This window comes from Pseudomonas sp. PME37.24/006 (assembly GCF_055556635.1).
Genome location: NZ_JBVHNL010000003.1, coordinates 950,951 through 965,306, shown reverse-complemented (window position 1 = coordinate 965,306; position 14,356 = coordinate 950,951). Strand labels below are relative to the sequence as shown.

The following is a 14,356-nucleotide window of genomic DNA, read 5'->3' as shown; positions in this document are numbered from 1 at the left end:
ATAGTAAAGTCGGCTCTGTAGCGAACTGCGTGGTGCCTTGTTATCTGCTGGTTTGATTGCGCAATCATAGAGTTGCCGGTCACTGAGCGGGGGGCGCCGTCAGCCAATAAGGATAATAAAACCGTGAACATCAGTATCCGCACACCTTCTCCATGCTCCGCAGCGGGCAATGTCCACCGGCGCGCCTCTGCGCCAATTGTCTTGAGACCCAGCCCGGGTTTCATGACGGCTGCTGCCACGGGATAGCAGCCCAGGCACCGCTTTTTCAAAACTTCGTTGATTCCGCCCGCGGGCGGCTGGCGCGTCCGCACGTGCTTGTTGGCAACCGTTCAGTAATAAAAATAACGCTTGAGGTGAAATCTCCATGGGAGACGCTAAGAAGACCCACGTCCGTTACCTGATACTGCTGATGCTGTTTCTGGTGACGACGATCAACTACGCGGACCGAGCGACCATTGCGATCGCGGGCTCCAGTATGCAGAAGGATCTGGGCATCGATGCGGTAACCCTCGGCTATGTATTCTCGGCGTTCGGCTGGGCCTACGTGATCGGTCAAATTCCAGGCGGTTGGCTGCTTGACCGCTTCGGCTCCAAGCGCGTGTATGCCGCCGGCATCTTCATCTGGTCGCTGTTCACCCTGTTGCAGGGGTTCGTCGGCATGATGCCGGTGGCCTGGGCCGTGGTGACACTGTTCGTGCTGCGTTTCATGGTCGGCTTTGCCGAAGCACCGTCGTTCCCGGGGAACGCGCGCATCGTCGCTGCCTGGTTCCCAACGGCGGAACGGGGCACGGCATCGGCGATCTTCAACTCGGCGCAGTATTTCGCCACTGCACTGTTCGCGCCGTTGATGGGCTGGATCGTCTACACCTACGGCTGGGAGCACGTATTCGTGGTCATGGGTGTGCTGGGCATCATGTTTGCCGGTGTATGGATGAAGACCATCTACAACCCCAAGGAACACCCGCGCATCAGTGCTGCTGAAGTCGAGCACATCGCCAGCAACGGTGGTCTGGTCGACATGGATCAGGCGAAGAGTGGGGGCGGGCCGAAGTGGAATTACATCGCCCAACTGCTGACCAATCGCATGATGGTCGGTGTCTACCTGGGCCAGTACTGCATCAATGGCATCACCTATTTCTTCCTCACCTGGTTCCCCGTGTACCTGGTGCAGGAGCGCGGTATGACCATTCTCAAGGCTGGCTTCATCGCTTCCTTGCCGGCCATCATGGGGTTCTTTGGTGGTGTGCTCGGTGGGGTGATCTCCGACTGGCTGCTGCGTCGCGGCTACAGCCTGACCCTGGCGCGCAAGCTGCCGATCATCTTCGGGTTGCTGCTATCGACCAGCATGGTGCTGTGCAACTACGTGTCGGCCGAGTGGATGGTCGTCGGTTTCATGACCCTTGCATTCTTTGGTAAAGGTCTCGGCGCCCTTGGCTGGGCCGTGGTATCGGATACTTCGCCCAAGCAGATCGCCGGCCTGTCCGGTGGGTTGTTCAACACCTTCGGCAATATCGCGTCGATCACCACCCCGATCGTTATTGGTTACATCATCAGTGCCACCGGCTCGTTCAAATGGGCGCTGGTGTACGTCGGCGCCAACGCACTGGTGGCGGTATTCAGTTACCTGTTCATCGTCGGGCGTATCCAGCGCGTGGTGTTGAGGGATGAAAACGGCCTGGCGATCAATGATCAGGCGTCGCCCTCGCTGACAACCTGACTCCGCTCATGGCCTTGCCTGGCAACGCTAGGTGAGGTCTTGAACGTGTTTAAGACAACAAGAAAAGGATTAGCCTCATGGAACTCATTCAACATCTGGACTCCCCGCGTTACATCCGCCTGCACGCCGACGACAACGTCGGCGTCGTGGTCAACGAGCAGGGTGTGGCAGCCGGTGGCCGTTTCGCCGATGGCCTGGAGGCGCTGGAGGGCATACCGCAAAGCCACAAGGTATCGCTGGTGGCGATTCCCGAAGGTGGCAACGTGGTGCGTTACGGTGAGGTGATCGGCTATGCCCTGAAACCTATCGCTGCCGGCACCTGGGTGACCGAGGCGGTGCTGCGCATGCCCGAACCGCCAGTGCTGGACAACCTGCCCAAGGCGACGCTCAAGGCGCCTGCGCCGGCGCCGCTGGAAGGCTACACATTCGAAGGCTTCCGTAACCCGGACGGCACCGTCGGCACGCGCAACATCCTGGGCGTAACCACCACGGTGCAGTGTGTGGTCGGGGTGCTCGACCATTGCGTCGACCGCGTACGTAAGGAAATCCTTCCCAAATACCCTAACGTCGACGACGTGGTGGCGCTGTCGCACAGCTACGGCTGTGGCGTGGCGATCAATGCACCGGACGCCGTGGTGCCCATCCGCACCCTCTACAACATCAGCCGCAATCCCAACCTCGGCGGCCAGGCGCTGGTGATCAGCCTGGGTTGCGAAAAACTGCAGGCCAACCAGTTGATGGATGGCGACCAGTTGACCAACGGTATGGAGGAGGAGGAGTGGCTGTTCCGCCTGCAGGACTCCAGCACCGGCTTCGTCGGTATGGTCGAAGAAATCATGGCGATGATCGAGGCGCGCCTGAAGGTGCTCGATCAGCGTCGTCGCGAAACCGTACCGGCTTCCGAGCTGGTGGTCGGCATGCAGTGTGGCGGTAGCGACGCGTTTTCCGGCATCACCGCCAACCCGGCGCTGGGCGTAGCCTCGGATCTGCTGGTGCGCGCTGGCGCCACTGTGATGTTCTCGGAAAACACCGAAGTGCGTGACGGCATCCACCTGCTGACTCCGCGCGCCTCGACCACCGAAGTGGCCGATGCGCTGATCCGCGAGATGGACTGGTACGACCGTTACCTGGAACGCGGCATGGCCGATCGCAGTGCCAACACCACGCCAGGTAACAAGAAGGGCGGCCTGAACAACATCGTCGAAAAGGCCATGGGCTCCATCGCCAAATCGGGCAACAGCCCCATCGTCGGCGTGGTTTCGCCGGGCGAGCGGATTCGTGGCAAAGGTCTGTACTTCTGCGCCACCCCGGCCAGCGATTTCATCTGCGGCACGCTGCAATTGGCGGCCGGCATGAACCTGCACATCTTCACCACCGGTCGCGGCACGCCTTACGGCCTGTCCATGGTGCCGGTGATCAAGGTGGCCACACGCACGCAACTGGCGGAGCGCTGGCCGGATCTGATCGACGTCGATGCCGGGCAGATCACTTCAGGGCGCATGACCCTCGATGAGATGGGCTGGCACATTTTCCAGCTCTATCTGGACGTCGCCAGCGGCAGGAAGCAGACCTGGGCGGAGAAGCATCGCCTGCACAACGACTTGGTGCTTTTCAATCCGGCTCCAGTGACCTGAGAACCAGCCTAAAGTCAGCTGCGCGTCGGCCCTGCGGCGTTAAAAACAGGCTCGGAATGCTCATGTACAAAAGTACACTCCGCTTCCTCGCCTCTTTTTGCCTTGCAGGGCTCTAGCTCGCAAGACTTGAGGTCGGTTCGTTTTATAGCGCGATGATCACTGCCGCGTTGCTTTCGCTTGCGCAGTGGCAGGTATCATCTGCTTCTCAGCCAGAATCAGAGGAGAGCTGCATGAGTCGCCCCAACGTGCTTCAGGTCGGTCGTTTCCCGAGTCGCTTCAACGAGCGTCTGCAGCGCGACTATCAGCTGACCCGTCTATGGGAACAGCCCAAGGATTTTCTCGCCGAGCACGGTGCCGATATCGACATCGTGGTCACCTCGGCTCGCTACGGTTGCTCGGCCGAGCAACTGGCGCAAATGCCCAACCTGCGGGCCATCTGCAGTTTCGGTGTCGGCTACGATTCGATTGCCGTCGATGAGGCGAAAGCGCGGGGCATCCCGATCAGCACCACGCCGGACGTACTCAACGAATGTGTCGCCGACACGGCCATCGGTCTGCTCATCGACACCGCACGGCAGTTCTCCGCTTCCGATCAGCATGTGCGGCAGGGCAAATGGCTCAAGGGCCAGTACCCGCTGACCCGCAAGGTCAGTGGCAAGAAGCTGGGCATCGTCGGCTTTGGCCGGATCGGCAAGGACATCGCCAAGCGTGCTGCCGGTTTCGACATGGACATTCGCTACCACAATCGCCGTCCCGATCCGACCACCGACTATGGCTACGAGGCCGATCTCAAAGCGCTGGCAGGCTGGGCCGATTTTCTGGTGCTGGCCTGTCCGGGTGGGGCGTCGACCCATCACCTGATCGATGCCGCGGTGCTCGAGGCGCTTGGGCCGCAAGGTATCGTCGTGAATATCGCCCGGGGCAGCGTGATAGATGAGCAGGCGCTGGTCGCTGCATTGCAGGCCGGTACTCTTGGCGGTGCAGGGCTGGACGTGTTCGAAGATGAGCCGCGAGTGCCCGAAGTACTGTTCGAGATGCCCAACGTGGTGCTGTTACCCCACGTTGGCAGCGCCACCGAGGAAACCCGGCTGGCCATGGAGAACCTGGTGTTCGATAATCTCGATGCCTTTATCGAGCGTGGTGAGCTGGTCACTGCGCTCTGACCGAATAGGCGGGTCGCCTCGGCGGCCTCGCTTATACGCGCCGGGCCACAAGCCTGACCGCGGTTCTTACCCTTGAGCGTCACCCGGTGCGCCACAAGCGCACCGGTCTCTTCAGAACCTGTTCACGATCCTGTTAGCACACCGCCTGTGGGAATGAGTGGGGACGCCCAGTCGATGCCCGTGATTTCGCGCGCATGGCGCGCTCCCACAGTCTTGGCCAGGGCAGGTATCTCTGTGGCCAGTAGCGCCGAACTACCGCATAAAGTTGGTAACTCTGTTCTCAGACCAGCGTGGTCTCGCGCCTGGCGATGAATTCCATCATCTTCTGATTGCCATCGAGAATATCGGTGCAGATCGCCTGGCGCGCCGCAGCGCCGTCGCCTTTTTCCAAGGCGCGCAACACTTCCCAATGATGTTCGATGGCCATGCGTTCGTTGAAGTCGCCGTAGGCCAGGGCGATCAGTGGGCCGGTACGCATCCACAGGCTATCGAGCACGTCGCGCAGCAGCGGCATGCCGGCAATATCGGCCAGGGCAAAATGAAAAGCCTGATTGAGCTTCAGCGCAGCGACCAGTTCACCGCTGTGCACGGCTTGCAGGTTGTCGCGAATATTGCTTTCGAGCATCTGCAGTTGCTCGGCTGTCACCTTGCCGGCTGCGGTTTCCGCCGCCAGACCTTCAAGCGCCAGACGGATGCTGCGGATCTCGGCGTACTGCTCCTGGCTCAGTACCGGCACGCGAATATCTCGCGGCGTTTTGAGAACCAGGGCCTTTTCCTTGGCCAGTTGCAGAATGGCGTCGCGCACCGGTGTGACGCTGGTGCCTAGCTGCTCGGCCAGGTCGCGGATGCGCAAGCGATCGTCAGGCCGAAAGCGACCGGTGATCAGCGCCTCGCGCAGCAATGCATAAACGCCACTGCCCAGGTAGGCATGGCTGAGACCATCGATGGGGTACTTCATGGCAGTGACTTCCGGAGCGCGGGCGCGCGGATTCTACCGCGGCGAACGTCACACGTGCTGCCCGCCATTGACGTGAATTTCTGCGCCGTTGACGTAACCCGCGCCCGAGGTACACAGAAAATGCACCAGCGACGCCACCTCCTCGGGTTTGCCCAGGCGATGCATGGGAATGTCGCGTTCGACGATCAGCTCGGTACCCGAGGACAGAATCGAGGTGTCGATCTCACCGGGAGCGATGGCATTGACCCGCACGCCGTGGCAGCCGAACTCATGCGCCATCTCCCGGGTCAGGGCGGAGAGGGCGGCCTTGGACGCAGCGTAGGCCGAGCCCGCGAATGGGTGCACCCGTGAACCGGCGATGGAGGTGACGTTGATGATGCTGCCCTTGGCTGCCTTCAGCTCTTCGAACAGGCCGCGGGCGAGCAGGGCCGTGGAGAACAGGTTGACGTTGAACACCTGGATCCAGGTCGCGTAGTCGCTGCCCAGCACGCCGAGGCGCTGGCCTTCGTCGCCCTTGGGCGACACGCCGGCATTGTTGACCAGTGCATCCAGGCGCCCGCCAAGCTTTTCGCGTATTAGCGGCAGGCTCTCCTCCAAGTGCTCGATGTCCTCCAGATCCAGGTGGATATGGTTGAGCTTGCCTTCCGCCCACGGGCATTCAGCCACCCAGTCATGCCGCGAGGCGGTGAACACCCGCCAACCGGCCGCGTTGAAATGCTTCACCGTGGCATGGCCGATGCCGCGGCTGGCGCCGGTCAGCAGCAGCGTTTTCTGATCGCTCATTGCGTATCTCCCGGAATAGAAGGCGTGCTCAGGCACAACTGCCTGGATGGATCATGGCTCAATTAAAAATATGATGCATCATAATTTTCTGGGTGTTTTAATGGCCCTGCCGTGCAAGCCAATAACAACAATTAGATGGCCTGATGAACGTTGTCAGCCTCCCAGCGCTAGGCTCCCGCTCCACCCCCAGGTGCTTAGGGTCTGTTGTCATTTCAGCACTGCCGCGCCGAAGCCCGTTTTGCCGCGAGGCAAGGCGCGAGCCGCGAAGTTTGGCTGGCCAAATGAGCCGGCGAGAAACGCAGTATCGCGGCAAAACGGGCCCGGCCCTTTGGGTTGCGCGGGAAATCTCGCCATGCGTCGTTGGAGGACTTGAAAAGGGAATGCCATTCCCTGCGTCCTCCGCCTCGCCTGGCGAGATTTCTCGCTGCAACGCGGCTTGTGCTGAAACGGCAACAGACCCTAGTGGTTCTTGTCGGTAAAGCATCGGTGTTTCTTCCTTGAAGCTGCCCTTACCTAACCAGTGCCAAGTGAGGCCCTGCCAGGAGCAACCCTCAATGTTCAAGAAAACCGCATTACTGATCGCCATCACCTGCAGCGCCGCGACCTTGCAAGCGGCGGAAAAGCTCGCCGTGGTTTCCTTCGGCGGCGATAACAAGGTGGTTCAGGAAAAAGCCTTCTACAAACCCTTTGAAGAGCGCGAGAAGGTGCGTATCGAAGCCTCCGCGTACAACGGCGAGATGGCCAAGATCAAGGTCATGGCCGATACCGGTCAGGTCACTTGGGATGTCGTAGAAGTGGAGACCCCGGAACTGATCCGTGGTTGCAGTGAAGGGCTGTTCGAGCCGCTGAACTGGGCAAGCATCGGCAAGCGTGAAGATTTCATCCCGGAGGCGGTGAGCGAATGTGGCGCCGGCATTTTCATCTGGTCGACGGTGCTGACCTACGACAGCAGCAAGCTCAAGGGCACACCGACGGGATGGGCGGATTTCTGGGATGTGAAGACATTCCCCGGCAAGCGTGGCCTGCGCCGTGGCGCCAAGTTCACGCTCGAGTTCGCCCTGCTCGCCGATGGCGTGGCGCAGGCCGATCTCTACAAGGTGCTGGGCACCGACGAAGGTGTCGAGCGGGCGTTTCGCAAACTCGATCAGATCAAGTCGAACATTCAGTGGTGGGAAGCCGGTGCGCAGCCATTGCAGTGGCTGGCCGCCGGGGACGTGGTGATGACTTCGGCCTACAACGGTCGGGTTACCACCGCACAGAAGGAAGGCCGCGATTTCGTCATGCAGTGGAACGGCAGCCTCTACGACCTCGATCACTGGGCGATCATCAAAGGCAGCAAGAACAAGGAGCTGGCCGAGAAATTCATCGCCATGGCCAGCACGCCGGAACTGCAGAAAGTCTACGCCGAGGGGATTCCCTACGGCCCGACTAATATCCATACGACTGCGATGATCGATCCGGCGATCCAGAGCAGCCTGCCAACGGCGCCGCAGAACCTGAAGAACGCTCGGGCCATGGATATCGAGTTCTGGATCGACCATGGCGAAGATCTGGAGCAGCGTTTCAACGCCTGGGCCAGTAAGTAAACGCGCAGTGCCCGGCCGGCTAGAAGCGGTCGGGCACCGCCAGTAAGCAGTCAATTGCGGAGTATATGGATGTGTCGCTGAATACCCTGGTTGTGCATGATCCCTTGTTGCAGGCGCAGCCGGCCCGGGTTAACCCGGTGCGGGCTGGCGCCATCGCCAGCGAATGCTTTGGCGTGCTGGGCGCGATCCGGCCGTTGGCCGGCGAGCGCGACCTGAATTTCCAGCTGTCTTGTGCGGACGGCTCATCCTACCTGCTGAAAATTTCCCATCCCCTGGAAAATCCCCAGGTGGTGGACTTCCAGAATCAGGCCTTGCTGCATATCCAGCGGGCCGATCCCGAGCTCCCCGTGCAGCGTGTATATGCCGCGCGTGACGGGCGCTATGCGGTCTCCGTCGATATCGACGGGCAGCAGATGCTGGTGCGTCTGTTCTCCTTCGTCGAGGGCTTGCCGCTGCACCAGGTGGCACAGCGCAGTTCGGCGCTTCGCCATAATCTGGGCGAGGCCATGGCGCGGCTCGACCGCGCGCTGAGCGACTTTCACCATCCAGCCTCCAGCCATGAACTGCTGTGGGACATGCAGCAAGCCACGCGGTTGCGGCCATTGCTGCAACACATCGATGACGGTGAACTGCGCGATCTGGTGACGCGGGCGCTGGATGCCTTCGAGGGCCAGGCACAGCCGCGTTACCCGCAGCTGCGTGCGCAGGTCATCCATAACGATCTCAATCCGCACAACGTCATCGTCGATCCCCAGCATCCCGAGCGACTGCTCAACATCCTCGACTTCGGCGATATGGTGCACGCGCCGCTGATCAATGAAGTGGGCGTGGCCGCCGCCTATCAGCTGGGCAGCGAGGGCGACGTGCTGGCGCCAGCGCTGACCTTCATCGCCGCTTATCACCACCTCAATCCGCTACGCGATGCCGAGCTGGATATCCTCGCCGAACTGATCGCCACGCGGCTGGTGATGACCATCAGCATTACCGCCTGGCGGGCCAGCCTGCATCCGGAAAATCGCGACTACATCCTGCGCAACGTGCGCCAGGCGAGTGCCAGTCTGCGTGGCCTGGCGGCCATCTCCAGCGATACGGCGCGGGAGCGAATTCATCAGGCCTGTCAGGGAGCGCTGCAGCCATGAGCATGATCAACGGTTTTAGCGCCGCCGATGCGGCGCGTTTGAGCGAAAAAGAAAGAAGCCTGATCGAACGCCGTGAACGGCTGCTTGGCCCTGCCTACCGGCTGTTCTACGAGCGCCCGCTGCACACGGTGCGCGGGGAGGGCGTGTGGCTGTATGACGAGACCGGCCGTGGTTATCTGGATGCCTACAACAACGTCGCGTCCATCGGTCATTGCCACCCGCGCGTGGTACAGGCCATCGCCGAGCAGGCGGCGCGCCTGAATACCCACACCCGCTATTTGCAGGAAGGCATTCTCGATTATGCCGAGAACCTGCTCGCCACCTTTCCCGCTGCCCTGCAGCAGGTGATGTTCACCTGCACCGGCAGCGAAGCCAACGACCTGGCCCTGCGCATTGCCCGCCATTACACCGGCGGCACCGGGGTGATCATCACCCAGTTCGCCTACCACGGCGTTACCGGCGATATTTCCGCTCTGTCGCCGTCGCTCGGCGCGAGCATCCAGCTGCCCGTCCATGCGCGCATCGTGCGCGCGCCGGACGGCTATCGTCTGGGGGCCGAGCAGGCGGGCAAGCTGTTCGCCGAGGACGTGCGCGCGGCCATCGCCGATCTGCGCGCCAACGGCATCAAGCCTGCGGCACTGCTGATCGACGGCATCTTCGCCAGCGATGGGATATTTCCAGGCCCTAAGGGCTGCATCAGCGAAGCAGTGGCCATCGCCCAGGCCGAAGGGCTGCTGTATATCGCCGATGAAGTGCAGTGCGGCTTTGCCCGTACCGGCGAACACATGTGGGGTTTTCAGCGGCACGCCGTGCAGCCCGACCTGGTCAGCCTCGGCAAGCCGATGGGCAATGGTCAGCCGATTGCCGGCGTAGTGGTGCGCCCTGAAGTGCTCGAGCCTTTCGGGCGCAGCATGCGCTACTTCAATACTTTCGGCGGCAACCCGGTGTCCTGCGCCGCTGGCCAGGCCGTGCTGGATGTGATTCGCGACGAAGGCCTGCAGCAGCGTTCGGCGCAGGTCGGTGGCTATCTGCTCGACGAGCTTGGCAAGCTCAGCGAGCGTCACGAGCTGATCGGCGATGTACGCGGCGCCGGAATGTTCCTCGGCGTGGAACTGGTGAGCAACCGGCAAAGCAAAGCCCCGGCGGCGGAGCAGACGCGGCGGGTGGTCAACGGCATGCGTGAACTTGGTGTGCTGATCAGCGCGGCCGGGCCGCTGGAGAACATCCTGAAGATTCGCCCACTGCTGGCCTTCGAGAAGGAGCATGCCGACCTATTGGTCTCGGCGTTGGATGACGCCTTGCACGCGTTGGCTTAGCTGGGCGTTCTAGCCCTGCCTGCGCAGGGCTGCGGTCACTTTAGGCGCCCGGTTTGCTGTCCAGCGCCTTGCAACTGGCCGCGTAGTTCTGCCGGCAGGCGCTCTGGAACAGGCGGCGGGCCTGGTTCGGGTCACGTTCGACGCCCTGGATGCCGCGCATATAAAGGTTGCCGAGAATGTGCTGAGCCATGGGATTGCCGCTGCTGGCGGACTGGTTCAGGTACTTGAGCATGGCCTGCGGGTTGCCGAACTCAGGGTTGTCGCGCCCGGTGTACAGATAGGCGAGGCTGACGGCCGCTTCGGCATGGCCGCGATCGGCTGCCTGTTTCCACCAGTATTCGGCCTGTTTGAGATCCTTTTTCGGGTTGCCGACGAAGTAGAAACTGCCGAGCTTGAACTGGCTGTCCAGGTCGCCGCGTTGCGCCAGGCTGCTCAGGCGCTGGAAGTCGGCGTCTCCTGCCTGCTGTTCGGGCGTCACCGCTGCGGCTGGATCCTGGGTGGTGGCGGGTGCCTTGTCTGAATCTTCCCGGCTGGCACAACCGGCGATCAGCAGGATGCCGCATACGAGCAACAGGGGAGTGGTCAGGTGTGAAAGTCGGTTCATTGCTTGGCTCCAGGGCAAGGACGGGCTGTGCTCGGTGACCGGTTCTGGTCACGCAGCCGCCAGTGCTTCGATTGTTGTGGGGGGTTCGACCCGGTTGCAGCTCAACGGTTCGTTCATCTGGGTAAAAGTCGAACCGGCTTGGCGTTGTGAAATTAACCGTGTATTTTTTCATGAAATATATTTCGATAATTTCATTTTATGTTCAAGCAATCCGCCCAGCATGTCGGTACTTACTATGCCGGCACCTACCCCGGCCCGATTCCACTTCGTCCTGCTCTGGAGGCTAGCCTCGATTGTGACGTACTGATCATCGGCGCCGGCTTCAGCGGGTTGCATACCGGCCTGCGGCTGGCGCTGAGCGGCAAACGTGTGGTGCTGTTGGAGGCCAGCCGTATCGCCTGGGCGGCCTCTGGGCGTAACGGTGGGCAGGCTTTATTGGGTTGGTCCTGCGATATGCCGCCGCTGGAAAAGGCGCTTGGCCTGGAGGGCGCGCAGCGGCTTTGGGACAGCATGTGCTGGGCTGCCGAGGAAATGCGCGAGCTGCCTGGTCGCCATGGTTTCGACGTGGATTATCGGGTCGGCAGCTTGTGGACTGCCGTACAGGCGCGCCGTGTCGCTCAGTTGCGCGATGCCCAGAGCGACGCGCAGCACAAGTGGGGTTATCAAGACTTGCGCCTGATCGAGGGCGAGGAGCTACGCGGGTGGGTCGATAGCCCACGCTACATCGCGGCGCTGCATGACGCCCGGGGTGCTCATCTCAATCCTCTGAAATTGGCCCAGGGCCTGGCGAGGGCCATCGAAAAGGCTGGAGGGCTGATCTTCGAGCAGAGCCAGGTGCTCGGTTACAGAGAGGTGCCTGGCGGCTATCGTGCGCGTACCGCTCGAGGTGAAGTGCGGGCCGATGTGCTGGTGCTGGCGTGCAATGCCTATCTCGATGATCTGGACAGATCCCTGTCCCGGCGCATTCTGCCGGTGGGCTCCTATCAGGTGGCGACGGCGGTGCTCGACACTCAGCTGGCGCGTTCGCTGCTGCCCCATGACAGTTGCGTGATCGACAACCAGTTCGTCCCCGACTATTTCCGCCTCACGCCGGACAACCGCCTGCTGTTCGGCGGCGGCTGCACCTACCTGGGTGGTTTGCCCAAGGACGTGCCTGCAGCGACCCGGCCCTATCTGGAGCGGGTGTTCCCACAGCTTGCCGGTATAGATATCGAGTTCGGCTGGGGCGGGCATATCGATGTCACCATGAAGCGCACCCCCGACATTGGCCGGCAGGGCCAGCGTTATTGGCTGCAGGGGTTCTCCGGGCACGGCGTGCTGCCGACCCTGGCTGCGGCGCGGGCAGTGAGCGACTCTATTCTCGGCGATGAGCAGTTGCTGGCGCTCTATCAACGCGTCGGCAATCCGCGTTTTCCCGGTGGCTCCTGGCTGGCTGCGCCGCTCGAAGCGGCGGGCAAGGCCTGGTACCGGCTGCGCGACAGTATCTGAAGGACAGCGCCATGGACATGCAAGAAGAAATCGAGGGGCTCGCGATCCTGATTCGCGACCTGCGCAAGCACAAGAACCTGACGCTGGGTGAGCTGGCGGCACGTATCGGTCGCTCGGTGGGCTTTCTGTCCCAGGTCGAGCGCGGCCTGTCGCGGCCGACCGTGGCCGATTTGACCGCCATCAGCGAGACTCTGGGGGTGCCGACCACCTATTTCTATAGCCTCGCCAAGCCGCGCGTGTTGCCTTGGGTTACCCGGCCTGGCGAGCGCCGCACGCTGTATTACGCCGGTGGGATCACCGATGTGCTGGTTTCGCCGAGCATGTCGGCCGGGTTCTCCATGCTGGAAAGTCACCTGGCGCCTGGTGCCACCAGTGGTGACGGGCACCTGAACGACAGTTCCGAGCAGGGCGGCTTCGTGCTCGAAGGGCAGTTGAGCATCTGGCTGGACGATCAGCCGGATCCCGTCACTCTGGGCCCCAACGACAGCTTCCAGTTGCCGCCCCATCGCCACTTTCGTTACGCCAACCTCACTGATCAGCCCGCACGGGTACTCTGGGTGTTCCGCTGAGCGGACACAGGAACCTCGCCATGACCACCGACAACCTGCTCGACGAAGTCCGTATCTTTCGCGCCGCTCACCCTGACGTCCGTTATGTGGATCTGATCTGTCTGGACATTCCCGGGCATTTCTACGGCAAGCGCTATCCCATCGACATGCTGGAGAAAGTCGCGGCCGGCAGCCTGCTCAAGCTGCCGCAGAACTGCGTGCTGCTCGGCGCCCAGGGCGGCCTGCACGTGATCGGCGACTACTGCTTCAACGATGGCGACCCCGACGCAACGCGCCGGCTGATTCCCGGCACGCTCAAGCCGGTACGCTGGGAAAGCCAGCCGCTGGGTCAGATGCTGATCAGCTCCGATGGCACCGAATCGCCCATTGAGTTCGAGCCACGGGAGGTGCTGTCGCGGGTGCTGCAACGGCTGGCGGCCAAGGGCATTCGCCCGGTGGTGGCCTTCGAGCTGGAGTTCTATCTGTTCGACCGTACGCTCAAGGACGGCTTGCCGCAGTATCCGCGCGACACCCTGTGTGGCGATGAGGATGATCAGCCCACTCTGCACATCGACCGGCTGTCTCGGTTTTCCACAGTGCTGCACGAGATCGTCGAGGCGGCCGAGGAGCAGGGCATCGATGCCAACGTGATCACCGCGGAAATCGGTCCCGGGCAGTTCGAGATCAACTTCGGCCATTGTGATGATGGCCTGCAGGCGGCGGACTGGGCGGCGCTCTTCACGCGGCTTACCCGCGGCGTGGCGCTCAAGAACGGCCATCGGGCCAGCTTCATGAGCAAGCCCTACCTCGATGCTCCGGGCAGCGGCATGCACGTGCACGTCAGCCTCTATGACGAGCAGGGCAACAACCTGCTGGCTGTCGATGAGCAGCGCCCGCTACGTCACGCGGTGGCGGGTTGCCTGGAGTGGCTACCGCACTGCATGCCGATCTTCGCTGCGCACCACAACGCCTATCGCCGCTACGGCTCACGGGTGAATGCCGCGAGTCGTGCCAGTTGGGGTTATGAAGACCGCGATGCCTGCGTGCGTATTCCCGATTCGGACGCCCGTAACCTGCGCATCGAACACCGCTTGGCAGGTGCCGACGCCAACCCCTATCTGGTGCTGGCGGCGATTCTGGCGGCCATGGAACATGGTCTGGAGCAGCGCATTGAGCCCATCGCACCATTGAACGAGAACCGTCAGAGCGGTATCGACTTCCCCATGGACATGCTTTCCGCGGTCGCTGCCATGCGTCACCATCCGGCGGTGAACGCCGGGTTGGGCGAGGAGTTCGTTATGGTCTATTGCGAGAACAAACGCCAGGATCACCTGGCGTTCATGGAGAGCATCAGTGCCCGCGAGTATCGCTGGTTTCTATGAAGACGTTCTAAGCCACAAGCTTGACGCTTTACGCATGC

12 protein-coding genes are annotated in these 14,356 nt (G+C 61.9%); 9 read left to right on the top strand and 3 right to left on the bottom strand.

Annotation, left to right across the window (positions count from 1 at the left end):
- Window positions 1-364 precede the first annotated feature (364 nt).
- The 3 genes from ACZ3GY_RS15475 to ACZ3GY_RS15465 all read left to right on the top strand — a co-directional run bounded on the left by ACZ3GY_RS15475 (window position 365) and on the right by ACZ3GY_RS15465 (window position 4,514).
- Window positions 365-1,717, top strand: a complete 1,353-nt coding sequence (locus ACZ3GY_RS15475; protein WP_465910888.1) for an MFS transporter — start codon at window positions 365-367, stop codon at window positions 1,715-1,717.
- Between the two features lie 77 nt (window positions 1,718-1,794).
- Window positions 1,795-3,351 (top strand): galactarate dehydratase, encoded by a 1,557-nt coding sequence (gene garD, locus ACZ3GY_RS15470; protein ID WP_465910887.1) that lies wholly within the window; start codon window positions 1,795-1,797, stop codon window positions 3,349-3,351.
- Window positions 3,352-3,581: 230 nt separating this feature from the next.
- Window positions 3,582-4,514 carry a 2-hydroxyacid dehydrogenase gene (locus ACZ3GY_RS15465; RefSeq protein WP_465910886.1) on the top strand — a complete coding sequence of 311 codons (933 nt, stop codon included), beginning with the start codon at window positions 3,582-3,584 and terminating at the stop codon, window positions 4,512-4,514.
- A 280-nt stretch (window positions 4,515-4,794) separates the two neighbouring features.
- Here the strand turns inward: ACZ3GY_RS15465 and ACZ3GY_RS15460 are convergent, their stop codons facing one another.
- Together ACZ3GY_RS15460 and ACZ3GY_RS15455 are read right to left on the bottom strand one after the other, a co-directional pair.
- Entirely contained in the window at window positions 4,795-5,472 is a 678-nt protein-coding gene (locus tag ACZ3GY_RS15460; protein ID WP_463562102.1) for a GntR family transcriptional regulator, read from the bottom strand.
- Between the two features lie 48 nt (window positions 5,473-5,520).
- The gene (locus ACZ3GY_RS15455; protein WP_225838817.1) at window positions 5,521-6,255 is read right to left on the bottom strand and encodes an SDR family NAD(P)-dependent oxidoreductase; all 735 of its coding nucleotides are present in this window, start codon (window positions 6,253-6,255) and stop codon (window positions 5,521-5,523) included.
- Window positions 6,256-6,809: 554 nt separating this feature from the next.
- Between ACZ3GY_RS15455 and ACZ3GY_RS15450 the strand changes: the two genes are divergently transcribed.
- From ACZ3GY_RS15450 to ACZ3GY_RS15440, 3 genes are all read left to right on the top strand, one after another.
- The gene (locus ACZ3GY_RS15450; RefSeq protein ID WP_465910884.1) at window positions 6,810-7,841 is read left to right on the top strand and encodes an ABC transporter substrate-binding protein; all 1,032 of its coding nucleotides are present in this window, start codon (window positions 6,810-6,812) and stop codon (window positions 7,839-7,841) included.
- A 71-nt stretch (window positions 7,842-7,912) separates the two neighbouring features.
- On the top strand, window positions 7,913-8,980 hold the full coding sequence (locus ACZ3GY_RS15445; RefSeq protein ID WP_465910883.1) for a phosphotransferase: 1,068 nt from the start codon (window positions 7,913-7,915) through the stop codon (window positions 8,978-8,980).
- On the top strand, window positions 8,977-10,296 hold the full coding sequence (locus tag ACZ3GY_RS15440) for an aspartate aminotransferase family protein (RefSeq protein ID WP_465910882.1): 1,320 nt from the start codon (window positions 8,977-8,979) through the stop codon (window positions 10,294-10,296). The genes ACZ3GY_RS15445 and ACZ3GY_RS15440 overlap by 4 nt, the downstream gene beginning before the upstream one ends.
- Before the next feature lie 40 nt (window positions 10,297-10,336).
- On the opposite strand, the gene ACZ3GY_RS15435 is transcribed toward ACZ3GY_RS15440, so the two are convergent.
- On the bottom strand, window positions 10,337-10,900 hold the full coding sequence (locus tag ACZ3GY_RS15435; protein WP_465910880.1) for a tetratricopeptide repeat protein: 564 nt from the start codon (window positions 10,898-10,900) through the stop codon (window positions 10,337-10,339).
- A 198-nt stretch (window positions 10,901-11,098) separates the two neighbouring features.
- Between ACZ3GY_RS15435 and ACZ3GY_RS15430 the strand changes: the two genes are divergently transcribed.
- The 3 genes from ACZ3GY_RS15430 to ACZ3GY_RS15420 are packed head-to-tail and all read left to right on the top strand — an operon-like array spanning window position 11,099 to window position 14,318.
- On the top strand, window positions 11,099-12,388 hold the full coding sequence (locus ACZ3GY_RS15430) for an NAD(P)/FAD-dependent oxidoreductase (RefSeq protein ID WP_465910879.1): 1,290 nt from the start codon (window positions 11,099-11,101) through the stop codon (window positions 12,386-12,388).
- 11 nt (window positions 12,389-12,399) lie between these two features.
- Window positions 12,400-12,957 (top strand): helix-turn-helix domain-containing protein, encoded by a 558-nt coding sequence (locus ACZ3GY_RS15425; protein WP_225838830.1) that lies wholly within the window; start codon window positions 12,400-12,402, stop codon window positions 12,955-12,957.
- Between the two features lie 20 nt (window positions 12,958-12,977).
- Window positions 12,978-14,318 (top strand): glutamine synthetase family protein, encoded by a 1,341-nt coding sequence (locus ACZ3GY_RS15420; protein WP_465910877.1) that lies wholly within the window; start codon window positions 12,978-12,980, stop codon window positions 14,316-14,318.
- The last annotated feature ends 38 nt before the right edge of the window (window positions 14,319-14,356 follow it).

Coding starts and splice junctions, on each gene's coding strand:
- ACZ3GY_RS15440 (WP_465910882.1), top strand. CDS start 8,977: ATGAGCATGATCAACGGTTTTAGCGCCGCCGATGCGGCGCGTTTGAGC.
- ACZ3GY_RS15425 (WP_225838830.1), top strand. CDS start 12,400: ATGGACATGCAAGAAGAAATCGAGGGGCTCGCGATCCTGATTCGCGAC.
- ACZ3GY_RS15455 (WP_225838817.1), bottom strand. CDS start 6,255: ATGAGCGATCAGAAAACGCTGCTGCTGACCGGCGCCAGCCGCGGCATC.
- ACZ3GY_RS15420 (WP_465910877.1), top strand. CDS start 12,978: ATGACCACCGACAACCTGCTCGACGAAGTCCGTATCTTTCGCGCCGCT.
- ACZ3GY_RS15465 (WP_465910886.1), top strand. CDS start 3,582: ATGAGTCGCCCCAACGTGCTTCAGGTCGGTCGTTTCCCGAGTCGCTTC.
- ACZ3GY_RS15460 (WP_463562102.1), bottom strand. CDS start 5,472: ATGAAGTACCCCATCGATGGTCTCAGCCATGCCTACCTGGGCAGTGGC.
- ACZ3GY_RS15475 (WP_465910888.1), top strand. CDS start 365: ATGGGAGACGCTAAGAAGACCCACGTCCGTTACCTGATACTGCTGATG.
- ACZ3GY_RS15430 (WP_465910879.1), top strand. CDS start 11,099: ATGTTCAAGCAATCCGCCCAGCATGTCGGTACTTACTATGCCGGCACC.
- ACZ3GY_RS15435 (WP_465910880.1), bottom strand. CDS start 10,900: ATGAACCGACTTTCACACCTGACCACTCCCCTGTTGCTCGTATGCGGC.
- ACZ3GY_RS15450 (WP_465910884.1), top strand. CDS start 6,810: ATGTTCAAGAAAACCGCATTACTGATCGCCATCACCTGCAGCGCCGCG.
- garD (WP_465910887.1), top strand. CDS start 1,795: ATGGAACTCATTCAACATCTGGACTCCCCGCGTTACATCCGCCTGCAC.